The sequence below is a fragment of the Serratia sp. CY31944 genome, assembly GCF_052169175.1.
Lineage (GTDB): Bacteria > Pseudomonadota > Gammaproteobacteria > Enterobacterales > Enterobacteriaceae > Serratia > Serratia sarumanii.
This window is the reverse complement of record NZ_JBJNLG010000034.1, coordinates 1-22,897: the sequence shown is the minus strand read 5'-3', so window position 1 is coordinate 22,897 and position 22,897 is coordinate 1. Positions and strand designations below refer to the sequence as shown.

General features: G+C 62.8%; 17 protein-coding genes and 1 pseudogene. 5 read left to right on the top strand and 13 right to left on the bottom strand.

What is annotated here, in order from left to right:
• Nucleotides 1-78: 78 nt before the first annotated feature.
• Nucleotides 79-4,284, bottom strand: coding sequence for an RHS repeat-associated core domain-containing protein (locus ACJ8IN_RS24095; protein ID WP_308331719.1), 4,206 nt, complete (start codon nucleotides 4,282-4,284; stop codon nucleotides 79-81).
• 31 nt (nucleotides 4,285-4,315) lie between these two features.
• Entirely contained in the window at nucleotides 4,316-4,747 is a 432-nt protein-coding gene (locus ACJ8IN_RS24090) for a DcrB-related protein (RefSeq protein ID WP_041035031.1), read from the bottom strand.
• Nucleotides 4,748-4,981: 234 nt separating this feature from the next.
• On the opposite strand from ACJ8IN_RS24090, the gene ACJ8IN_RS24085 reads away from it, so the two are divergent.
• Both ACJ8IN_RS24085 and ACJ8IN_RS24080 read left to right on the top strand, forming a co-directional pair.
• The gene (locus ACJ8IN_RS24085) at nucleotides 4,982-5,983 is read left to right on the top strand and encodes an alpha/beta fold hydrolase (RefSeq protein ID WP_060420600.1); all 1,002 of its coding nucleotides are present in this window, start codon (nucleotides 4,982-4,984) and stop codon (nucleotides 5,981-5,983) included.
• Nucleotides 5,984-6,052: 69 nt separating this feature from the next.
• On the top strand, nucleotides 6,053-6,703 hold the full coding sequence (locus tag ACJ8IN_RS24080; protein ID WP_060420597.1) for a dihydrofolate reductase family protein: 651 nt from the start codon (nucleotides 6,053-6,055) through the stop codon (nucleotides 6,701-6,703).
• Nucleotides 6,704-6,746: 43 nt separating this feature from the next.
• Here the strand turns inward: ACJ8IN_RS24080 and ACJ8IN_RS24075 are convergent, their stop codons facing one another.
• The gene (locus tag ACJ8IN_RS24075; protein WP_060420594.1) at nucleotides 6,747-8,363 is read right to left on the bottom strand and encodes a serralysin family metalloprotease; all 1,617 of its coding nucleotides are present in this window, start codon (nucleotides 8,361-8,363) and stop codon (nucleotides 6,747-6,749) included.
• A 411-nt stretch (nucleotides 8,364-8,774) separates the two neighbouring features.
• On the opposite strand from ACJ8IN_RS24075, the gene ACJ8IN_RS24070 reads away from it, so the two are divergent.
• Nucleotides 8,775-9,128 (top strand): AprI/Inh family metalloprotease inhibitor, encoded by a 354-nt coding sequence (locus ACJ8IN_RS24070; protein WP_060421154.1) that lies wholly within the window; start codon nucleotides 8,775-8,777, stop codon nucleotides 9,126-9,128.
• 4 nt (nucleotides 9,129-9,132) lie between these two features.
• Here ACJ8IN_RS24070 and ACJ8IN_RS24065 read toward each other — a convergent pair whose 3' ends face one another.
• Nucleotides 9,133-9,654 (bottom strand): chromate transporter, encoded by a 522-nt coding sequence (locus ACJ8IN_RS24065; RefSeq protein ID WP_060421151.1) that lies wholly within the window; start codon nucleotides 9,652-9,654, stop codon nucleotides 9,133-9,135.
• Nucleotides 9,651-10,217, bottom strand: coding sequence for a chromate transporter (locus ACJ8IN_RS24060; protein ID WP_033634481.1), 567 nt, complete (start codon nucleotides 10,215-10,217; stop codon nucleotides 9,651-9,653). The genes ACJ8IN_RS24065 and ACJ8IN_RS24060 overlap by 4 nt, the downstream gene beginning before the upstream one ends.
• Before the next feature lie 103 nt (nucleotides 10,218-10,320).
• Between ACJ8IN_RS24060 and ACJ8IN_RS24055 the strand changes: the two genes are divergently transcribed.
• Nucleotides 10,321-11,232, top strand: a complete 912-nt coding sequence (locus ACJ8IN_RS24055; RefSeq protein WP_308325708.1) for a LysR family transcriptional regulator — start codon at nucleotides 10,321-10,323, stop codon at nucleotides 11,230-11,232.
• A 288-nt stretch (nucleotides 11,233-11,520) separates the two neighbouring features.
• Entirely contained in the window at nucleotides 11,521-12,690 is a 1,170-nt protein-coding gene (locus tag ACJ8IN_RS24050; RefSeq protein WP_060420588.1) for a cupin domain-containing protein, read from the top strand.
• Between the two features lie 36 nt (nucleotides 12,691-12,726).
• Here the strand turns inward: ACJ8IN_RS24050 and ACJ8IN_RS24045 are convergent, their stop codons facing one another.
• The 8 genes and pseudogenes from ACJ8IN_RS24045 to ACJ8IN_RS24010 form a co-directional block, all read right to left on the bottom strand.
• Nucleotides 12,727-14,031, bottom strand: coding sequence for a cytochrome c (locus tag ACJ8IN_RS24045; RefSeq protein WP_033655269.1), 1,305 nt, complete (start codon nucleotides 14,029-14,031; stop codon nucleotides 12,727-12,729).
• A gap of 11 nt (nucleotides 14,032-14,042) precedes the next feature.
• Nucleotides 14,043-14,501 carry a (2Fe-2S)-binding protein gene (locus ACJ8IN_RS24040; RefSeq protein WP_033648257.1) on the bottom strand — a complete coding sequence of 153 codons (459 nt, stop codon included), beginning with the start codon at nucleotides 14,499-14,501 and terminating at the stop codon, nucleotides 14,043-14,045.
• Nucleotides 14,501-16,723 carry a xanthine dehydrogenase family protein molybdopterin-binding subunit gene (locus tag ACJ8IN_RS24035; protein WP_308325707.1) on the bottom strand — a complete coding sequence of 741 codons (2,223 nt, stop codon included), beginning with the start codon at nucleotides 16,721-16,723 and terminating at the stop codon, nucleotides 14,501-14,503. Before ACJ8IN_RS24035 ends, ACJ8IN_RS24040 begins: the two co-directional genes overlap by 1 nt.
• A gap of 205 nt (nucleotides 16,724-16,928) precedes the next feature.
• Nucleotides 16,929-17,753, bottom strand: a complete 825-nt coding sequence (locus ACJ8IN_RS24030) for a M55 family metallopeptidase (protein WP_033655274.1) — start codon at nucleotides 17,751-17,753, stop codon at nucleotides 16,929-16,931.
• 16 nt (nucleotides 17,754-17,769) lie between these two features.
• Nucleotides 17,770-18,825 (bottom strand): P1 family peptidase, encoded by a 1,056-nt coding sequence (locus ACJ8IN_RS24025; RefSeq protein WP_033648254.1) that lies wholly within the window; start codon nucleotides 18,823-18,825, stop codon nucleotides 17,770-17,772.
• 226 nt (nucleotides 18,826-19,051) lie between these two features.
• The gene (locus tag ACJ8IN_RS24020) at nucleotides 19,052-21,151 is read right to left on the bottom strand and encodes a peptidase domain-containing ABC transporter (RefSeq protein ID WP_197846383.1); all 2,100 of its coding nucleotides are present in this window, start codon (nucleotides 21,149-21,151) and stop codon (nucleotides 19,052-19,054) included.
• The gene (locus tag ACJ8IN_RS24015; protein ID WP_308325706.1) at nucleotides 21,144-22,418 is read right to left on the bottom strand and encodes an HlyD family secretion protein; all 1,275 of its coding nucleotides are present in this window, start codon (nucleotides 22,416-22,418) and stop codon (nucleotides 21,144-21,146) included. Before ACJ8IN_RS24015 ends, ACJ8IN_RS24020 begins: the two co-directional genes overlap by 8 nt.
• A gap of 104 nt (nucleotides 22,419-22,522) precedes the next feature.
• Nucleotides 22,523-22,897, bottom strand: a pseudogene (locus ACJ8IN_RS24010) (TcdA/TcdB catalytic glycosyltransferase domain-containing protein); the annotation flags it as partial.

The following is a 22,897-nucleotide window of genomic DNA, read 5'->3' as shown; positions in this document are numbered from 1 at the left end:
AATCGTTAATCATCGCATTGTTATTAGCGAGCCATTCCTTAACAACACCACTATCAATAAAATTCATTTTCTTATACCTCAAGGAAAATGCTCTATGAGCGAATAATAATCATTTAAAGTGCCATTTTCTATTTTGTTAGCACCAAACAACCAGTCTTTCCTCTTTGGTCCACCACGCTGATCCCACCAGTTTACGTGATAACCTTTTTTATCATCATAATCTAAACGCCATCCTTGCTTGCCATCCGGTGACATTCGACCAGTAACTCTCCCTTTCTGAGGCCCTATTTCCTGAATAAAGTCTACTGCATCATCACCTATACCTGATGCCTTTCTAGCATGATCACGGGCGTCATTGAGTGATTTGAACGTTTTCTCATGCTCAATGCCTTTCTCTACGCTACAGGTATTTTTAGACAACCCAAACGGATCCACCCACATCAGCGGGTTCGGCGCATACTGATAAAGGTTCAACCCGCCGCGCAGCCCTATCGGATCCTGCGTGGTGAAACGCCCCACCTCGGGTTCGTAGTAGCGGAACAGGTTGTAGTGCAGGCCGCTTTCGTCGTCCTGATATTGCCCGGCGTAGCGCAGCGGCTGCTGGTATTGCGCGCCCTGCCGCTTCGCCGCGCCGGCCACCGTCTGGCCCTGCAGCTTGCCGAAGGTGTCGTATTGCCCGGACCAGCACAGGTTGCCCGCCGCGTCGGTCACCTCCAGCGGCGCGCTGTTCAGATCGGTGTGATACCAGTAAATATCTGCCGAGCGGCTGTCGCCCGCCTGCTCCAGCGCCGCCAGCGGGCTCCACGGGCTGGCCGGATCGTAGCTCCAGCTGCGGCGGCTGCCGTCGTCGCGCTGCTCCTGCAGCAACCGGTAGCCCTGCCACAGGAAACGGGTCGTCTGTTCGGTTTTGCCCTTGTAGCGCACCGCCTTGCGGCTGCGGCGGCCCAGCGCATCGTAATGATACTGCGCCTCGAACTCGCCCTGCGGGCCGCGGCCATGCGCCTGCACCAGCCGATTGTCGGCGTCGTAGCGGTAGTGCTGTTCGTACAGGCCGTTGCGCCGGCTGATCAGGTTGCCCCAGGCGTCGTAACGGTAAAACAGTTTTTGCCAGTGCGTCAGCCGGTTATCGGCGATCGGCGCCAGCGGCAGGTGCGCGTCGATGTCGCTCTGCGGGCTGCGCTCGCCCAGCAGGTTATCCGCCAGATCGTACACCAGCCGCGCGCCCGGTTTGCCCTGATTGGGTTCGCGGTGTTGCAGCAGACGGCCTTCGGCGTCGTAACCGTAATGCACTTCGCCGCGCAGCGCGTCGCTCACTCCGGCCAGCTCGCCGCGGCCGGTATAGCGATAAGCGCGCCACAGCACGCCGTCTTCCGGCCGGGTCAGTTTGTCGTGGCCGAAGGCGCTGCTCTGCCAACTGCGGCGGCCCATGGCGTCGTAACGCCGCTGCTGCTGCAGCGCGCCCTGGCTGCGGCCGGTTTCCCGGTGCAGGCGATCGCGGGTGAACTCGCTCACCACCTGCTGGTTGAATTTGATGGCGCTGGCGTGGCCGGAGCCGTAATACAGCCACTGCAGGCGATCGCCCTGCGGCAGCGTCAGCGCCTGCAGGTTGGCCAGCGCATCCCACTGGTATTGCAGCTCGCCGTTCACGCCCTGCTCGCCGAGCAGCCGCCCGGCGGCGTCATAGCGCATCTGCACGCTGTCCGGCTCAATGCCCAGCGCCGCGCCGCTCGCCGTCGGCAGGCGGTTCAGCTCGCGCAGCCGCCCCATGGCGTCGAAGCGGTAATGCCATTCCGCGCTGGCGTTGCCGCGCCAGACCAACTGCCCGGCCTCGTCGAAACGGAAGCGCTGTTCGCGCTGCGTCAGCTCGCCCGCGCTGCCCGGCAGGCCGACCTCGCGGTGCTCCTCCAGCAGCCCGGCCGCGCCGTAGCGATAATAGTGGCGGGTGTCGTCCGGGCGCTCTTCGGCCAGCACGCGGCCCACCGCATCGTAGCTGAAGCGGTATTCGCCGCCGTTGCCGTTCTCCAGCCGCGTCAGCCAGCCCTGCGGGCTGTAGTGATAGCGCCGGGTGCGGTTGATGCGGTCGGTGATGCTGACCGGCAGCCCCAGGGCGTTGTACTGCCAGCGGGTCAGGCTGCCCAGCGCGTCCTGATGCTCGGCCAGTTGGCCGTGTGCATTCCAGTTAAAACGCTCTTCACCGCCGTCCGGGTGGATCAGAGTGTGCAGGCGCCCGCCGTTATCCCATAGGTAGCGCGTCTGGTGGCCTTCGGCATCGGTCTGCGCCGTCAGTTGCCCCAGCGCATCGTAGGTATAAGCCGTCACGCTGCCGGAACAGTCGGTGTAGCGCGTCAGCTGGCCGCGGGCGTCCCACTCCAGCTTCACTTCCCCGCCCAGCGCGTCGATCACGCCGGCCGGCAGGCTCTCTTCGTCATCCGGATAGCGGTACAGCGTGGCATTGCCCAGCGCATCGACATAGCGCGTCGGGCGCCCCAGCGTATCCCAGTGCTGCGCCTCGCTGCTGCCGTCCGGGTACGCGACGGCGAACAGCCGGCCGCTGTTGCGCGAATATTGATAGCGCGTTACGCGGCCAAGCGGATCGGTCTCCGACAGCAGGCGGCCGTAAGGATCCCATTCGCTCTGGCGCTGCGCGCCGCCGGGCAGCAGCACGCTGCACAGTTCGCCGCGTTGGTAGATAAAACCGTAGCGGCGCTGGTCGAAGTCGGTGTACTGCGCCACGTTGTCGTCGTCATCCAGCCGCCACTCCGCGCGCTTGCCGTCGCCGCGCACCGCGCTGCGGCGCCCGCCGGCGAAGTCATAACCGAACTCCAGCGATTCTCCGGCGCTGTTGCGGTAGGCCGTCACGCGCGGCACGCCGTCGATCTCTTGCCATTGGTATTCGTTCAGCAGCCCGGCGGCGTCCTGGTGGCTGATCATCAGGCCGTCGCGCCAGCCAAAGCGGCGCGTCACCTCACCGGCACGGTTGCTCACCGTCGTCAGTTGGCCCTGCTCATCGTAACCGTAGCGCGCCAGCGTCCGTTCGCCTTCGGCGGTTTGCAGCGCCACTTCGCGCAGGCGGCCCTGCGCATAGCGGCACATCAGGCGCTGCCCGGCGCTGTCCACCAGTTCGCTCAGCAGCCCCTCGTCGTCGTAAAACAGCGAGGTGGCGTTGCCGATGGCGTCGGTGATCATGCTGAGCCGGCTCGGCTGATCGCCCGCCAGCGGCGGGTAATGGAAAATCTGTTCGCCGACGTCAAACAGCTGCCAGCTGCCGTCGTCGTTGTGCATCAGCCAGCATTTTTCGGCTTCGCAGTAGGTTTTGTGGCCGCGCGGCACCCTGGGGAAAGCGACGAAGTCACCGGAAGGCGCGCGCCACACCAGGCCGTCCTGATACGGCTGCAGGCTGCTCTCCCAGAACAGGTTCCAGCCGCGGCCCAGTACGCCGTCGCCGGGGTTGCCGCTGCGCCAATAGCGCTGCCAGGCGACCGGCAGGCGCGAAGGCAGCACGAAATCGAGATCGTCTTCGCCGTCGAGGAATTTCTGGCCGCTGACGATATCCACCGGCCGGGCGATAATGCCGACGGCGGCGGTGGCGGTCATCAGGGTGCCGGCGCGGCAGGCGATGCGCGCCAGCTTGTTGATGCCGGGCAGCTTGCCCAGCAGTTTGCCTAGCGCCCCCAGCTTGCCGGCGGCGCCGCCCACGCCGCCCACCAGGCCGGCGAACAGCAGCGTCAGGTCAGAGACCTTGTACAGCCAATCCGGCACTTCGGGCTTGATCGGCAAGGTGGTGACGGTGCCGCCGCCGATAAACACGTTGGGCGAACCTTCCATCACCTGCGCGTCGCAGTTGGTTTTGTCCCCCACGCGCGAGGCGGGCTGGCCGTTGATGCTGACCTTGTCGGAGCCCTGCGCCATCTGCATGCTCGGGCCGTCGTCGCTGCAGGCCACCTGGCTGTTGGTGGCGAGCGCGGCGGGTTTGCCGTTGATGAAGACGTTGGGGGAGCCGGTGACGATATTGCCTTTGGGGGTCAGGCTACCGGCGCCGGCGTCGGCAATGCCGTCGCGCGCCGCGGTGGCCGCCTCCCCGGTGAGATACCCCACCGCCAGACTGGCGCCGATGAGCAACACGCCAACGCCGATACAGGAAGCCGCCAGGCCGGCGACGAACAGCGCACCCGCCGCCACCGCGCCTGCGGCGGCGATCAGGCCGCCGACAATCGTGCCGGCAATCATGCCGGCCAGGGCATGGGAATGCCCGATGGTATCGCCGACGCGAGCCGCTTCGGTCATCGTAAGGTCCTTTTACGCAAAGAGTTCATCGTTAGGCCGCCCGGTAGCTGCTCAGCACCTGCTGCAGCAGCGCGTCATCTTGCGGCGTCAGCTTGCGCGCCATCGCCAGAGTGAACACCAGCACCCGGCCCTCCGCCAGCGCGAACACCGCCTGGTTTTGCCAGATGCGCTTGCCGTCGCGCAGGTAGCTGGCGCGCACCCATTCACCGGCGGTTAATCCATCGCCCAGCGTCGCCGGCTCGCGGCTTTTGAACGCCCAGCCTTTCAGCCCCTGCGCCAGCGCATCGAGCTGGCGGGTGACGTAGCTTTCCAGGTTTTCCGCCGGCTGCAGCGCATCGCGGGAAATATTGATTGAGGGGGAAACATCATCGCCGGCCAACAGCACGTTGACGGTGCGATCGGCATAGCCTTCCGGCAAAGCGACGCTGCCTTCGCTGAAAGCGCAGCGGGATAAAGCGGACATGCGAGGATCCTTTTGCATAAATAATGCTTAAGCATCGCATAACTTAGCCTTGAAATAAAACCTTCAGGCTCCGCCAATATTGCGCGGCGTGACCGCGTTCACTGTGTACAAGGCCGTGGCCGGAACCTTGCCCGGGATCGGGCCGTAACATTACAGAATTATCTGAAACTGCTGGCGCGCCGACGCCCTGATTATGGCTATACTCGGCTATCGTCCGTTTTTCAGGAGATCAGGATGCTGAGATTCACCCGTCGCGCGCTGCTGTGCGCCACGCTGGCCGCGTTCCCCGCCGCCGCCGAAACGCCGAAGTTCGGCCCGGAGCTGCAGGGTTTTCACTACCCTTATCCGTTGCAGCAGTTCAGCTTCACCTCGCAGGGGCAGCCGTTAAAAATGGGCTATATGGACGTGCCGCCGGAAGGTGCCGCCAACGGCCGCACCGCGCTGTTGCTGCACGGTAAAAACTTCTGCGCCGCCACCTGGCAGGACACCATCAAGGCGCTGAGCAAGGCCGGTTACCGCGTCATCGCGCCGGATCAAATCGGCTTTTGCTCCTCCACCAAGCCGGCGCATTACCAGTACAGCTTCCAGCAGCTGGCGCAAAACACCCACGGCCTGCTGCAGAACCTGAAAATCAGTAAGGCCATCATCATCGGCCACTCCACCGGCGGCATGTTGGCCACGCGCTACAGCCTGATGTATCCGCAGGCGGTGGAGCAATTGATCATGGTCAATCCGATCGGCCTCGAGGACTGGAAGGCGAAAGGCGTGCCGTGGCGCAGCGTCGATCAATGGTTCGCGCGCGAGCTGAACACCACCGCCGAGGGCATCCGCAACTATGAGCAGCGCACCTACTACGGCGGCAACTGGAAGCCGGAGTACGATCGCTGGGTGGATATGCTGGCCGGGCTGAACAACGGGCCGGGCCATCGCCTGGTGGCGTGGAACTCGGCGCTGATCTACGACATGATCTTCACCCAGCCGGTGTACTACGAGTTCAAGGATCTGCAAACCCCCACCACGCTGATGATCGGTACCGCCGACACTACCGCCATCGGCAGCGATATCGCCCCGCCGGCGGTCAAGGCCAGGATCGGGCATTATGACGTGTTAGGCAAACAGGCGGCGAAGCTGATCCCGCACGCCACGCTGAACGAGTTCGCCGGGCTGGGCCATGCGCCGCAAATGGAGGAGCCGGAGCGTTTCCATCAGGCGTTGCTCAAGGCGCTGCAGCCCTGAGCGGCCGGTTGGCGCGGCCGCCGCGCGGCGGCTAAACTTTCAGCTGGCACTCAACGGCAGGAGACAGCCATGCGACAGATTATTGCCAGCGCCTTCGTCAGCCTCGACGGCGTGATGCAGGCGCCCGGCGGGCAGGACGAAGACCGTAGCGGCGGCTTTCGCTTCGGCGGCTGGACAGCCCCCTACTGGGATGACGCCATTGCGGAAACGATGGGCGATCTTTTCTCTTCGCCGTTCGATCTGCTGCTGGGGCGGCGCACCTACGACATTTTCGCCGGCTACTGGCCGCAGATCACCGACGAGGCCGACCCGTTATCCGCCGATATCGCCCGCGTGTTCAATCAGGCCACCAAGTACGTCGCCACCCACCACGGCGAGACGCTGGCGTGGCAGAACAGCCAGTGGCTGGGGCGGGACATCCTCGCCCGGCTGCGCGAGCTGAAACGCGCGCAGGGGCCGGTACTGCTGGTGCAGGGCAGCAGCACGCTGATGCAACAGCTGCTGGCCAACGATCTGGTGGACGAACTGCGCCTGCTCACCTACCCGGTGCTGCTCGGCGGCGGCAAACGGCTGTTTGATGACAACGCGGCGCCGGCGGCCTTCACGCTGGCCCAATCGGTGGTCTCGCCCGGCGGCGTGATCGTGGCCCACTACCGCCGCGCCGGCGCGGTGACGACCGGCTCCTTCGTGGCGGAAAGCGCCGCGGTGGCCCAGCCGTAAAAAAAGGGCCGTTCGGCCCTTTTCTCTTTCCCCTGCATCGCCCTCAGGCAAACAGAATATCGCTCTGCTCTACCTGCCCGACCACATGGATCTTGAAGTCGGCGGCATAGCTGTTGCTTTGGGTGTTCATCAACAGATCGGTGGTGCCGTTGAAGGCGTCGAAGTTGAGCTGGATCTCGCCTTTCTGGCCGCTGAAGGCGCTGCCGCTGTCGATAAAGCGCAGCTCGCTCAGGCTGTTGTTGAAGCGCAGGCCGGAGAGATCGATCTTGTCGATGCCGTGCTCGAAGTCTTCAATCACGTCGAACGCCGCCACCGTGGACTCTTTGGCATTGAGATAGACGAAATAGTCGGTGAAGTTGTTGGCGTCTTTGCCGCCCCACAAATGATCCGCCCCCAGGCCGCCGTACAGGATGTCGGAGCCGGCGTTGCCCGCCAGCAGGTTGTCCTGATCGTTGCCGATGATCACATCGCGCCCGCTGCCGCCGATGGCGTTCTCGATGATCGCCCCGCGCGCGATGGCGACGTTCTGCGTGCCGCCGCCGACGCTGGAGAACGCGCCGTCGTTCAGGTTGATCATCTGCTGCTGGCTGTAGCCGGAGAAGTCCAGCGTGTCGTTGCCTCCGGCGTCCCACACCGCGAAGTTGACCGGTTTGCCGTTGTCCGCCGTGGCGGTCAGGAAATCGCGCCCGGTGTTGGAGTTAAAGCCGTACACCGTGTCGCCGGTGCGGGTGTTCATGTTGGCGCCGTACAATTTTTGGATCGCGGCGATGTCATCCACCATCGGGCCATAGCCATACACCCCTTTGGTGTCGGCGCCGGTGTAACCGGCGTTGAAATAGCTCATGATCGAGTATTGCAGCGAATCCTGATAGTAAGCCGCGTCGTTCTGGTAGCTCGGGTTGCCCAACGAGGCGTCATAAGATCCCGGATGCGCCAGCCCCAGGGCATGCCCCAGCTCGTGGGTGAAGGTCTGGCTGCTGAAATCGCCGCTAACCGGCGCCTGATGGGTGGCGAAGTTCTTGTTGAACCACACCGTGCCGGCAAAGGCGTTATCGCTGCCCGGTTTGGAGCTCGGCGGGTAATAGGCGTAAGCATTAATGGCATTCGGGCCGCTGCCGGCTGCGGTGCTGCCGTCGGCGCGCTGGGTGAAGTAGGCGAAGGTGATGTCCGCGCGATGGTTGATATCGGTGGACGCCGTTTCGGTAAAGGTCACGTTCGCCACATCGGCCCACGCCTGCATCGATTTCAGCGCCTGTGCCTGCGCCGCCAGGGTCAACGGCTGCAATCCCTTGTCGCCGTCACCGGTCTGGCCGATGCGGTTCAGCGCGCTCTGCGTCAGGAAGGAATAGGTCAGCGCCACCGGCTGGTGATAGACCTGATCGCCGTTGTGCGTCAGGCCCGGCCGCGTCAGCTGATCGGCGGCGCGATCGAAGCTGAAGTTATCGCGGATTTTACCCAGGTTGTTGATGGCTGCTCCGCCGCGCTGGTTGCTGTACAGGTTGGCGTTGTCCAGCGTAAACAGCGCGCCGTAGCCCAATCCGTCATAGAGGCTGCCGGGCTGGTGATAGTAAAACTGATAGTTATGATCGTTGGGGGATGTGGCGGCCAGGCTGGTGAACTCATCATCATCTTGCAAAATGTCGTTGTGGCGACTGCTCATTGCATTCTCCTTTTACACAATAGGAACCCACTCGCTTTGTAAGACTATTCATCAGTCGTTCTAATCTAAGCCAAGGCTTAGGAATGACCAGTATAGTGACTCACCCCGGCGGCGCGAGCCCGCCCCGCCTGGCTTCACCGTGCCGGGCATTGAGATGAAGATACTCGTAACAATTTGTATTCTCACTATATTAATGAGAAAAATAAGTGCATTAACGGGTTAATCACTCGTCTTTTTGCGCATTTTATCGCCGGTTAGATCAGAATAATCGAGGATTAAAAAACCTAATCCTTCCCTCATCATCAAGGTGGGTACGTGCTAAAGTGTGAACGGACAGCCGAAAGGAGTGACCCGATGCCAACCTTTTTTCTTATGCGCGCCTTGCGCCGCGCCAGCCTGACGGGAGTCGTTATGAGCGTATTGTGCAGCAGTGCCCTGGGCAGTTCACTGCCATTGCTGGAACCCGCCGCGCTGCAGGGCGACTGGCAGCTCGCCGCCATCGGCGACGGTAAAGCCGTCTGCGAGGTGCAGCTGAGCGACGAAGCGGTGGCCAACACCAACGCCTTCCGCTTCAGCGCCTCCGCCCAGTGCCTGCAGCCGCTGGCGCTGCAAACGTTGCCGGTCGCCTGGCGGCCGACGCCGGACGGCATGACGCTGACCGACGCCGAAGGCGGCATGGTGGCATTTCTGGCCCTGACCGCGCCGAAGCGCTATGAGCTGATCGACCGCAACGGCCCTTCGCGCTTTATGCTGATCCCGCGCTAATCCCTCAGGCGATCAGCAACCCGAGCAGCGCGCCGCCCGCCAGCACCCACAGCGGATGGAGGCGCTTGCTCATGCTCAACCCCGTCGCCAGCGCCACGATCGCCGCCAGCCGCCAGCTGGGCGCGGAAGCCTCGGCGATCAAGATGCCGCTGGCCGCCACTAGCCCCACGGTCAGCGGCACCAGCCCGGCCTGCACGATGCGGCGCCACGGGCGATCCTTAAAGCGCCGCCAGGCGCCCATCACCAGCAACGTAACGATGGAAGACGGCCCGAACTTGGCGACCGAAGAAACCAGCAGCCCCGTCCAACCGGCCACGTGCCAGCCGACCAGCGGCACGATCATCATGTTCGGCCCCGGCGCGGCCTGCGCCATGGCGAACAGCGCGCTGAACTCCTGGGCGCTCATCCACCGATGCACCTCCACCACCTGCCGCTGCATCTCCGGCAGAATGGTCATGCCGCCGCCGAACGCCAACAGTGAGAGCTCGGTGAAGATCAGCGCCAGCGCAATCAGAACGCCGCTCATGACGGCCACCGCCACATCAGCAGAATGCTCAGCGGCGCCAGCACCAGCATGGTCGGCAGCAGCGGCAGGCGCAGCCAGGCGATGGCGATCAAGGCCAGCGCGACGATCGCCAGCGCCGGCCATTTACCGCGCAGCGGCAGCAGCATCTTGATCCCGGTCGAGAGCAGCAGCCCGGCGGCGGCGGCGGCCAGCCCGGCGAACACATGCTGCACGTGCGGATCGTTTTGGAAGCGGGCGTAGACCACGCCCAGCCCCACCACGATCGCCGTCGGCGCGCTAATGAGGCCCAGCAAGGCGCACAGCGCGCCGCGCAGCCCGCGAAACTCCATCCCCACCGCCACCGACAGGTTGATGACGTTGCCGCCGGGCAGAAACTGGCACAGCCCGAGCAGCTCGGTAAACTGTTCGCCGCTCAACCAGCGCCGGCGCTCTACCAACATGCTGCGCGCCAGCGGCAGCACGCCGCCGAAGCCGATCAGCCCCAGCCACAGAAAGCCCACAAACAGCTCCGCGTTGCCCGGCGCTGCCGCCGGGTGCGGTTTTAACGTATTGATATCTGACATGACATTGCCATTCCACATCGCTTGTTTTGATGTCTGGTATCATGCGCGCCGCCGTGCCATGATGTCTAATGCATTCCTAAACAACTAAAGATACCTTTGAGGTATGGCAATGATCGAACTGCGTCGCCTGCGGGCGTTCGTCACCGTGGTGGAAGAAGGCAACATCACCCGCGCCGCCGAGCGGCTGTTTATCCAGCAGCCACCGCTGACCCGCCTGCTGCAGGGGCTGGAAGATGAGCTGGGCGTCACCTTGTTGCAGCGCCTGCCGCGCGGCGTGCGCGTCACCGAGGCGGGCGGCGTGCTGTTCGAAGAGGCCCGCGCCCTGCTGGCGCGCGCCGAACGCCTGCGCGAAGCGGTGCAGCGCGCCGCCCGCGGCGAGCAGGGCCACATCGCCATCGGCTTCACCAGTTCCGCCGCGCTGCACCCGTTCGTGCCCAACCTGCTGCGCCGCTACCGCGACATCCTGCCGGGCATCACTACCCAGTTGGAAGAAGCCGGCAGCGGCGAACTGATGGAGGCGTTGCTGGAACAGCGCCTCGACGCCGCCTTCGTGCGCTCGCCGGCCAACGGCATTCCCGGCCTGAGCGTGGAGCCGGTGCTCAGCGAGCCGATGATCGTCGCCCTGCCGCTGGGCCACCGGCTGGCGCAAGAAACGCAGCAGCCGCTGCCGCTGGCCGAACTGGCCCACGAGGCGTTTATTCTCTATCGCCGCCCGGCCGGCCAGGGGCTGTACGACGCCATCTTGGCCGCCTGCCACCGCGCCGGCTTCAGCCCGCGCATCGTACAGGAAGCGCCGCGCCTGCCGGCCACCCTCAGCCTGGTGGGCGCAGGCCTGGGGTTGTCAGTGGTGCCCGGCTCGATGCGGCGGCTGGGCGGCGACGGCATCGTCTACCGCACCCTCGCCGAAGAGGCGCAGCTCAGCGCCCCGCTTTACCTGGCGCTGCGCCGCAGCCCGGCTTCGCCGATCGTCGAGCGCTTTCGTCAGCTGGTGCTGGAGACCGTGGGGCAGTCATAAAAAGCCCGAACGGCCAATAATAAACGAAGTTCGTTTATTATTTATTTAAACTATTCGGCGACTAAATTTAATTCCACTTAATGACTATTCAACTTCCGATTAATTAATTAAACCCGCTCTCACTTAGTAACAAACGCAAACAAATAAGCGCCTACGCAATACATTCCAGCCGCTAGGATTTAAGGGTCACAGCCTATTCCCGCCGATGACAAAACACCTTTCAAGAGCAATTATGCCTTCCCTGCGCCTGCCTATTCAGACGCGCGGTTTTATATTGGAGAAAATGCTATGCTATCGCGTCGTGATATATTGAAAGTCTCCGCCGTCAGCGCGGCCGCCGCCGGCATGATCGGCGGCATCGTAAAAAATGCCGCTGCCGACGATCATCGCAATATCGTCCCCCCCAGCAGCTATCAGCCGCCTGCCGATGCGCAGCATCTCTATAAATACAAATTCACCGACAGCAAGAAACGCAGCCTGCCCAGCGGCTGGGCGCGCGAAGCCACCGTCGAGCAATTCCCGATCTCCGAAGGCGTGGCGGGCGTGGACATGACGCTTGAGCCGGGCGGCGTGCGCGAGCTGCACTGGCACGCCATCGCCGCCGAATGGGCGTTTATGCTGGAAGGCCATGCGCGCATCACCATCCTCGATCCCGAGGGCAAATGCGAAGTGGCGGATTTCGGCCCCGGCGACGTGTGGTATTTCCCGAAAGGCTATGGCCATTCCATTCAGGCGCTGGCAGACGGCGCGCATTTTATTCTGGCGTTCGATAATGGGCACTTCTCCGAGTTCGGCACCTTCAGCATTACCGATTGGGTGGCGCATATGCCGAAAGAGGTATTGGAAAAAAGCGTCAACATGCCGGCGGCGGTATTTTCCAAGGCCAAACAGGGCGAGGCTTATATTGTCGGTGGCGCCGTTCCGCCCACCTTGCCATTGCCGAAAAACGACGGCGGATTAAATAACACCCCGCTGACCCACCGCTATGAATTAATGAAGCAAAAACCGTTCTTTGAAAATGACGCCGGCAGCGTGCATTTGGTGTCGTCGAAAGAATTTCCCATCTCCACCACCATGACCGGCATCATCGAGATCGTGAAACCCGGCGCGATCCGGGAATTGCACTGGCACCCCAATGCCAACGAATGGCAATACTATATCGCCGGTAAGGGCCGCATGACGGTGTTCAGCTCGCACGGCCACGCGCAGACGGAAGAGTACGCCCCTTCGGACGTCGGTTACGTGCCGCAGGGCTTCGGCCATTACATCGAGAACATCGGCGATGAGGATTTGAAGGTACTGATCGTGATGGACAACGGCATTTATCAGGACATTTCGTTGTCCGACTGGCTGGCGAAAACCCCGGCCTACCTGCTGGCGGACAACTTCAATAATCAGATTGAGGACTGGCAGGATAGACCGAAAGACAAACGGGTGATGTCGCGCCGCAGCCGCTGACGCCACGGCGAGGGAGAAGCTCCCTCGCCGCTTTCTTTACTGCTTGCGCTGCTCCGCCACCTGTTTGGCGGTGACTTTGCCCTGCTTATCGCCGAAATGGCCGACCACGAAGTTGGCGACCGCCGCCACTTCTTCGTCGGAATAGGCGCTGCCGAACGCCGGCATCATTTCATGCCGTTCGCCGATGCTGATGCTCGTCCCCTTCAGGATGGCCTGCACCACGCTGCGCCCCTGCGGATCGTTCACCGCCGTGCTGCCCACCAGCGACGCATACTCGCTCTGGCGGCCCGGCCCGTTCCACTGGTGGCAGCCGCTGCAGTCGTTGGCGAACACCCGCCGCCCGAGCGACTGCTCTTGCCCGCCCGGCAGGATCGGGGTGGAAGCCCCCGCGCCCTTCGGCTGCAGATTTACCGCCGCAGCGGCGTCGCCGGCGATCGGTTCGATATCCCGCAGGTATTTCACCAGCGCCAGATTATCTTCCGGCGTCAGGAACTGCAGGCTGTTTTCCACCGCTTCCGCCATCGGGCCGGCGGCGCTGCTGCGCCCCGGCGCATGGCCGGTGGCCAGATATTGCGACAGCTGCTGGTCGCTCCAGCCGCCGATGCCGCTCTGTTTGTCCGGCGTGATGTTGGCGGCGAACCAGCCCTGCACCACTTCACCGCTCAGGTGCTTGCTCTGGTTGAGGCCGAACCCCAGATTGCGCGGCGTGTGGCACTCGCCGCAGTGGCCCAGCGCGGTCGCCAGATAGGCGCCGCGGTTCCACTGCTCGTCCTTGTTGAGATCCGGCGTAAAGCGTTGCTCATGGAAGAACGCCAGGTTCCAGAATTTCATGCCCCAACGCTGGTTGAACGGGAACGACAGATCGTTTTGCGGGTTGGCCTGCTTCACCGGCGGCAGGCTGAACAGATAGGCTTTGATCGCCAGCACGTCGTCGCGGCTCAGCCCGGTGTAGGAGGTGTACGGCATCGCCGGATACAGGTTGCCCTGCGGGCCGATGCCCTCACGCACCGCGCGCACGAACTGATCGTCGCTCCAGTTGCCGATGCCGGTCTCCTTGTCGGCGGTGATGTTGGTGCCGTAAATGGTGCCGAACGGCAGTTTGAAGGCGAAGCCGCCCGCATAAGGCGTGCCGCCCGGCGCGGTGTGGCACGCCACGCAGTCGGCGGCGCGCGCCAGGTACTCGCCGCGCGCCAGTTTATCGGTGATGCCGGCCGGCGCTCCGGCGATCGGCGCCGCAGGCTCCGCGCCGGTGGGCCGCAGCAGCGTGTACAGCGCATATCCTCCCGCCAACACCACCACGGCGATAATCAGCCATAACAGCCCTTTCAAGGCGTTGCTCATCGCATCTCTCCCTAACCCAACGCCTTGGCGGCCTGGTGGATGGCGGCGCGAATGCGCACATAGGTGGCGCAGCGGCAGACGTTGCCGCCCATCGCCGCGTCGATGTCCGCATCGCTCGGATTTTTACTTTGCGCCAGCAGCGCGCTGGCGCTCATGATCTGGCCGGACTGGCAGTAGCCGCACTGCACCACGTCCAGATCAAGCCAGGCCTCCTGCACCGCCTTGCCTTCCGGCGTGGCGCCCACGGCTTCGATGGTGGTGATTTTTTTGCCGACGGCGGCCGAAATCGGCGTCATGCACGACCGCACCGGCACGCCGTCCAGATGCACGGTGCAGGCGCCGCACATGGCGATGCCGCAGCCGAACTTGGTGCCGGTCAGGCCGGCTTCGTCACGCAAGAACCACAGCAGCGGCATGTGCGGATCGCCCTCGAAGGTCAGCGGCTGCTCGTTTACGGTTAATTGAATCATCAGGTTCTCTCCTTGTCAGACGCCGGGTTCGCGGTGGGATTATGCAGCGGCAGGCTCAGCGAGGTGCGCGGCCGCCCGAGCAGCGCCAGCGCATTGCCGACCGCCGGGGCGATGGTCGGCACCCCCAGCTCGCCCACGCCGGTCGGTTTCTCGCTCGAGGGCACGATGATCACTTCGATCTCCGGCATCTCATCGATGCGCAGCGGGCGGAAGTTATTGAAGTTGGACTGTTCGACCACGCCGTCTTTTAGCGTGATATTGCCGTACAGCGCCATGCTCAGGCCGTAGCCGATGCCGCCCTCGATCTGCGCGCGGATCACGTCGGGGTTCACCGCCACGCCGCAGTCCACCGCGCACCACACCTTGTGCACTTTCGGGATGCCGCCTTCGCCGATCGACACCTCGGCCACCTGCGCCACATAGGTATCGAACGCCTTGGCGACGCCCACGCCGCGCGCGCGCCCGTCCACCACTTTCGCGCCCTGCCAGTCAGCGGCTTTCGCTACCGCCCGCAGCGCGCCCGCCGCGCGCGGCGCGTCGCCCATCAGCGCCAGCCGCCCTTCGACCGGATCCTGACCGGTTTCCTGCAGCAGTTGATCGATAAAGCTCTCCACCGCGTGGCCGGTGTGGGTGCTGGCGACCGACCGCAGCGAGGTGGTCGGCACCTTGCCGGGCACGATGTGCGCATCGCAGCGGAAGGCTTCGAAGGTGTATGACACCTCGCTGGCGCCCTCGACCATCATCTGATCGAGGCCGTTGACCACCAGCGCATCCATCGCGCTGTGGCGCGTCCAGGAGTGGCCGACCACGGTATCGGTCCAGCCCACCACCTTGCCGCCGCGAATGGCGCCGCGCAGGCGGTGCAGGATCATCGGGCGATACCAGCCGTTGCGGATGTCGTCCTCGCGCGTCCATACCACCTTCACGCCGTGGCCGGGGCCGATACCCTTGGCCGCCGCCGCCATGTCGGCCGCCAGATCCGGCCCCAGCGTCGGGTTGCCTAAATCGATGCGCCGGCCGAAGCTGCCGCCCGCCAGAATGGTTTCAATCTGCACCTTGTCCGGCGGCAACTCGAACAGATCGCACAGCTGCTTGTGATCGAGCGTTTGAATTTGGCAACCGTAGCGCGCCTTGACGCTCTCGCCGTCCCAGAACAGATAGCCGTCCAGCGGCTCCATCGGCGCGTGGGCGACGTACGGGAAGGTGTATTCGGCCTCGATCACCTTGTCGGCCTTGTCGAACACCTCGTCCGGCTTGCCGTGGCTCTTCGCCACCACGCCGGTTTTCTGCGCCACCTGGCGGAATTCGGCGTAGATCTCCTCGGTGTTGCGCCGTTCGGCCTGCGCATCGTCCCACGTCACCTTCAGCCGCTCCCGCCCCTGGATCGCCGCCCAGGTATTTTTGGCGTAAACCGCCACGCCGGTGGCGATTTGCTTCACCGCTACCACCCCCGGCACCGCCAGCGCCCGTTCGGCGTCGAAGGCCGCCACCTTGCCGCCGAAACGCGGCGGTTTCTTGATGGTGACGGTCAGCATGTCCGGCTCATGGATATCCTGCGAGAACTGCGCGCTGCCGTTGGTTTTCGCCAGCGAATCGACGCGATGCAGGCCGCGCGTTTTGCCGATCAGGGTGAAATTAGCCGGATCCTTCAGCGTCAGGCTGGCGGGATCGGGCGGCGGCAGCGTGGCGGCCAGCGCGGCGAATTCGCCGAAGCCCGCTTCGCGTCCGCTGGCGGCATGGCGAATCCTGCCCGCCTGCACGGTGATTTCCTGCGCCGAGGTTTTCCAGCTCTGCGCGGCGGCCTGCACCAGCAGCGCTCGCGCCATGGCGCCCATGCGGCGCATTTGCTCATAGGCATTGGCCACCGAGCTCGAACCGCCGGTGCCCTGGAATCCGAAGGCCAGGTTTTTGTAGATATGGGTGTCCACCGGCGCGGCGACGACCCGCACCTGCGCCCAGTCGGCATCGAGCTCTTCGGCAACCAGCGTCGCCATGCCGGTATAGACCCCCTGGCCCACTTCAGTGTGTTTACTGATGACGGTGACGACGCCGTCGGCGCCGATCTGAACGAAGGCGTTGGCATCAAACGCTGCCGTGCCGGAGGCGGCCGGGGCATTCGACCGCGCCAGCGCGCCGGTGGACGGCAGATAGGCGCCGATCACCAACGCCCCGGCGCCGACGATAAACCGCCGCCGCGAAAGCGGAACTTGGGATATGCTCATTGCTCATGACTCCAAAAAAGCCGAAGGCGTCACTGCCTTCGGCGAAACAAATCTTGTTATGGGAATGGGTTGTTGCGCCCGTCGGGTGACATAGCGCAACAGAGCAATAATTAGCGTAGCCTATTATCCAGCAGGCCTAATCTTGATAAGGGATTTTTTCGTTGAGGAATCGTGCGCTGCGGGCGGGTAGCCCGCACATCGTGCATCAATTCTGCGTCGTCGCCAGATACGAAAAGACGCTGAGCAGGTGGATTGGCGCCGCCATGTTGTCGCTGTCGAAGGCCACGGTGAGCGCGTCCTGGCGCTCCACGCCGGGCACCAGGCTGAACAGATCCGCCAATACCGGTTTGGCCGCCATCAGCGTCAGCCGGTAAGGCGGCATGAAGCGGCGCTCCACCGGCAGCTTCCCGCCCTGGCGCACCTGCTGCATTGCCCGTTCGCGGATCTCGGCGCGCGCCCGCTGCGGGCTGAGCGATTCGGCGGCGGTTTGCGAGATCGCACGCTTGACGCAGGCATAGCCGACGTGCGGGTAACGTTCCGCTACCCAGCGTTGCAGCTCGTCGTCGCCGCTCACCAGCCACAGCGGCACGTTCAACTCGGCCGCCGCCGCCGCGTACAGATCGCTTTCGCCCACCGCTTCGCCGTTCAGGCTGACGCGGTAAAAGGCCCGGCCGTTGATGGTATGCGCCAGCACGCCATGCTCGCCGGCGGCGCTGTGGTAGCCGATGAACATCAGGCCGTCGTAACGTTGGTGTTGCAGCCCTTCCACCATCGACAGCCCACGCGGTTTACCCTGCACCAGGCGCGCGCGCCCATCGAGGCGATCGGCGCGCAGATTCTGCATCATGGCGTGGCTGTCGGCCACCGTCACCGCGGTGGCCCCGCCGGCGAAAGCGCCGTCGATGGCCGCGTTGACCTCCTGCTCCATCAGCTCGCGCGCCGCCGCATAGTCGGCATGGGCCGGGTTGCATTGCTCCGGCCGCATTACGCCGGCGATACCTTCGATATCCGCAGAGATAAAGACTTTCACGTCACGCTCCCGTTATTTAATTTTCCGCCAGCCGATCGAGCAGCGGCCCCAGCGCCATGCGATCGTGCCGCTGGAAACCGCTGACGCCCTCGGCGCTCAGCAACGCATCCAACACCGCGTATTCGGTGGCGTCCGCCGCCGCCGCAAACAGCGGCTCCAGCCGTTCGTCCGGCAGCGTCGCCCCCAGCAACCGGGTGGAAAACGCCAGCGCGATATCGCCGGAGCCGTGCCCCCAATGGCTGCCCACTCGCCCCAGGCCCGCGCCCGCTCGGCGGGCGATGCGGTTCAGCTGGCGGCTGTCCAGCGCCCGATCGCAGGCGATGATGATAATGACCGAACCGGCGTCCACCTGCGGCGGCGGATCCGCCAGCAGCCTGCCCAGCGCCTGGCCAACGCGCACGCCGCTCAGCGTCAACGAGTCGAGGGTGCCGAAGTTGGCCAGCACCAGCACGCCGAGCGTGGTGCCAAGCCCCGGGCAATAGCGCGAGGCGGTGCCGATGCCGCCTTTCAGGCCGAAGCTGCTCATGCCGCGCCCGGCGCCGACGCTGCCGCGCGCAAAGCGGGTGGAATGGTTATCCAGCGCGCTGAAGACGTGCTCCTCGCGCACCGCCATCGCCTGAATATCGTTGAGGTAGCCGTCGTTGCACTCCAGCACCAGCGGGTTGATGGTGGCGCTGCCGCGGCCGATCTGCGGGTAGCGCAGACAGCTGCGCCGCACCATGGCATTGAACAGCGTGCCGACGGCGAAGGTGTTGCTCAGCAGGATCGGCGTTTGCAGCACCCCCAGCTCGTTCAGCTGCACCAGCCCCAGCGGTTTGGCGAAGCCGTTGAGCACCGCGCTGCCGCACGGCAACGGCTGGTTGAACAGATCGCCCGGCGGCACGATGGCGGTAACGCCGGTCTGGCATTCGCCGTCGGCCAAGGTGTGATGCCCGACGCTAACGCCCGGCACGTCGCACAGGGTATCGGTCGGGCCGGCCGGATAGCGCGCGCCCGGCAGGCGGCGATGGCGCCGCCAATAGCTCAGCAGATTGTCGAGGCTTTGTTGTTCAAACGCCTGGCTGTCCGTCATGGTTCCCTCATCCGCCTTAGCCCATCAGAAAACCAGAATATCGCGCAATGTAAGCGCCCAGTAAATTGAAAACCGGAGCGGGCAGAAAAAATAGCCTTGCTCCGTCGCCGTTCAGACCAACTCGCCGGCATGTGGGGGACCATTTTGGCGGCCCGCAGGCCTGAGCTTATTGGGTTTTTAGGGGGCAAACAGGGTTAACGGCCGGTGCCGCTGGTGATATCCCCCCTTATCCAAAATGGATGACCCGATCTGCCGACGCAATGGTCGTTTCACGGTGGGCAATGATCACCTTCGTGATATTGAGTCTCTTGATGGCCTGATTCACCACAGCTTCGCTCTCCTTATCCAGTGCGCTGGTGGCCTCATCCAGGAACAAAATCGCCGGCTTCTTGTAAATCGCCCGGGCAATGAACAGGCGTTGCTTCTGCCCGCCGGACAATCCTTCCCCCAGCTCGCCGATCGGGGTTTCATACCCCATCGGCATACACATGAGCACGTCGTGCAGATAGCTGGCACGGGCACAGGCTTCCATCCAGGCGTCGTCCACCTCGTCCGCGAACCCGCAGATATTTTCCCGGATCGAGCCGGAGAACAGTTTGTCGTCCTGCATCACACAGGCGATCATCTTGTGGTAGTTGTTGATGCCAAGCTGCCGGATATCGACGCCGTTCACCTCAACCCGCCCTGAGTCCGGGGGAAACAGCCCGCACAGCACCTTCATCAGCGTGGTCTTGCCAGCGCCCGACGGGCCCACGATGGCCACGCTCTCGCCCGGCGCAACACTGATGTCCAAGGCATCGAAGACCGCCGGTGACTGGCTGTCGTAACGATAGCTCAGGGCATGGGTCGTCAATCCCAAAGGTTGCAGGCCCGCCGCGTAAGGAAGGTCCGGTTTACGGTTTTCTCGTGGGTGCAAGGCGATATCGGCGATGCGCTCGTTATGCAGGCTCATCATGCGCAGCTGCAGCAAAAATTCCGTCAGCGACCCGATGCGGTCGGAAAACTGCCCGCGAAAGGCGCCGAACGCCACGAACATGCCGAGGGTCATCTGGTTATCGATCACCAGGCTGGCTCCCAGCCAAAGAATAACGACCTGATCGCAGGCGGCAATGAAGGTGTTGATCCCGCCAAACAGCATGTCCATGCGGGTGACCCGGATACCGGTATTGATAGTGTCGATTTCAAGGTTGAGCCAATGGGCAATGCGACGTTCCGCCATGCCCTGCATCTTGACGGTGGCGATACCGTACAGCGTCTCCATAAAATACGAGCCGGCGCGGGCCTCCCTGACCAGCGCTTCTTCGGACAGTTGGCGATAATAGCCGTAGGTCAGCAGCCGCATCAGCACGTAGAGCGCGGTGAACGCAATCACCACCCAGGTCAACCAGCCGCCATACAGCACCATCATCACCAGCACGCCGATCACCATGATGCCGTCCATGATGGCGCCGACAATGCTCGTGGTGAAGGTGCTGCGCAGCGTATCCAGCGAGCCGAAGCGCGATTGAATGTCACCCAGCTTGCGTCGTTCAAAGTAGCCCAGCGGCAGGCGCAACAGGTGGGTAAACAACCCGGATTGCCACTGCACGTTGATGAGCGTCGACATGACCAGCCCGGACCAGGCGCGCACCATGCCGACAGCTGCCCGCAGCAGGATGAACAGCATCAGGCCAACGCAGATGAGCGTCAGTAACCCGCGATCGCCGGCGGGAATAGCGTGATCCATCACCAGCTGCGTGCCGATGGGCATCACCAGGTTGATGGTTTCGAACACCAGAGACAGGCAAAAGATTTTGCCGAGCGCCCCCTTAAGACCGTGTACGCTGCCAATCAGCGTGCGCAGGTGAATGCGGTGGCGGACGCTGTCGGCGGTGAAGGCGCTGCCGGGCCAGGCCTCAAGCGCCACGCCGGTAAAACTGTGCGACAGTTCCGTCAGGCTGACGGCCCGGCGCCCGCGCGCCGGATCATGCAGCACCGCGCGGTGCCCCTTGATACTGACCAGCACCACGAAATGGTTGAACTCCCAGTGCAAAATACAGGGGAGTTTCAGCGCGCTGAGTTCGTCAATATCAAGTGATAGAGGGCGAGTGGCCAGGCCCAGCTGTTCGGCTATACCGGTTAACCCGGTCAGCGTGGCGCCGCGGGTCGACAGGCTGAACTGCCGACGCAGCGCGATCAGGTCGACGTTTTTACCATAGTAACCGCAGATCATCGCCAGGCAGGCCAGCCCGCATTCTGACGACTCGGTCTGGTGCACCATCGGAACCCGGTGGCGCAGCCGCAGATCCAACTGGCTGATCCGCTGTTTGAACGTGGGCTTACTCATTGATCGGCCCCATCGCGCTGTGTTTCATGTCGTAGAACGGTGACAACATCCACTGATAAATCTGCCTTTTTTCCAAAAACAGGGTGCTTTGCGCTTTCATGCCGTTTTCCAGGCTCAGACGTTTACCGTCATAGGCAATGACCTGTTTTTCCGGAATGACGATCGTCTTGTAGTACGGCACGGCGGCGGTCAGCGCCGCTTTGGGCGCCCCCTGGTAGGTCAGCATTTCCTGCGGTGAGGCCGGGGCTTTGGAGATGACGGATACCGTAGCGGCAAACTGGCCGAATTTCTCCGCCGGAAAGGCGTCATAACGCACATTGACTTTGTCACCGGCGGCGATGTAGGGGATGGCGTCGTTGGGCACCCATAGCACCAGGGCGTAGTGAGCGATATTGTGAGGGATCACTTGCAGCAGACTGTCACCGACGTTGACCATCTGGCCAACCGTGACGCTCAGCGAATCGATGCGGCCGTCGGCCAGCGCGCGAACGATGATCGCCCCGCCGGCATCAATGTTGAGCCGCTCCTTCTGCAGCTCGTGGCGCTGCAGCTCCATCTGGTAAATCTGGTTGTCGAAGTTGGCGGCCTGGATATGGATCTGGCTTTCCAGCGCGGTGATCTGCAGCGCATTCTGTTCGTTCTGGCCGGACAGGCCCAGCAGGTTGTTCTGCTGCTGGTAATACAGCGCCACCTGGTTGGTGAGCTGATCCTTAGTGATCAATCCCTTGGTTTGATAGTGCCGGTAATTCTCCATATTTTCCTTCATGATGCGTATCCCTTCCTGGGCGCGTTTGAGGATGTCGGTTGAACGGGTGAACGCGGCGGTATACTGCGCCTTTTGTTTTTCCAGCATGGTAAGCGTGGCCTGCTTGCTGCTTTCCAGCCGGCTGATGATTTGCGCAATGCGCGCCAGCTGGCCGTCGATATCCCGCTGCTGGTTATCGCTGACTACACCGCTGCGGGTGCTTTTGCTGACGTCAATCTGGTAAATGGGCGCGCCGGCGGCGATCACCTGCCCTTCGGTGACGAATTGTTTGACCACCACCCCCTGGACGGCGGAATAGACGTTGGCGGCCCGGGGATAGGTGCTGATTTCGCCGGTCACGTTGACCCGCCGGGTATAGGTGCCGGCGATTGCGAAGGTGAGAAAAGCAATGAGAAAAAACAGGCAGAGCCCTGCCGTGAGCCAAAAGGGAATGCCGGGTAGCAGGAGGGCCCGACCACGCCATTTCATTTTCTGATTATCGATCGCTTCCTGGCGAAACATGATCAGCGTCCCTTATTGAAAGCTAATATTCAAATTCACAGGCTATTGCATTGGTAATCAAACAAGCGGAACGTCAGTTAATCTGCATTACAAACCATCCCTTTTTATTTGCGCCACGTGGAATAGGCGCCATCAGGGGTATCTATGGTGTGTTGAAACAATGCAATTCCAAAATCAGGATTTTGCATATATTCCGCAATGCTGGAGGGCTCTATCAGATACCCAATACTAAAGACCTTATAAGCCAACCCCAATAAAACCTCGACAATTAAACCCGGCCCCGTTAAGACCGAGGTAACGCAATAATTCCTTGTTGTTAACTCGCTCCTCCATGGTAAGATCCTGGTTAGATAACACCTTGACCCATCATCAATATAACAGTCAAATATGCAATTATTTCTTTCTAAAAAGCGGTATCTTTTTTTCATTACTCTAAGAATGATCCTTACCGCCTTGGATTTTTGGTGAGAGGATATGAA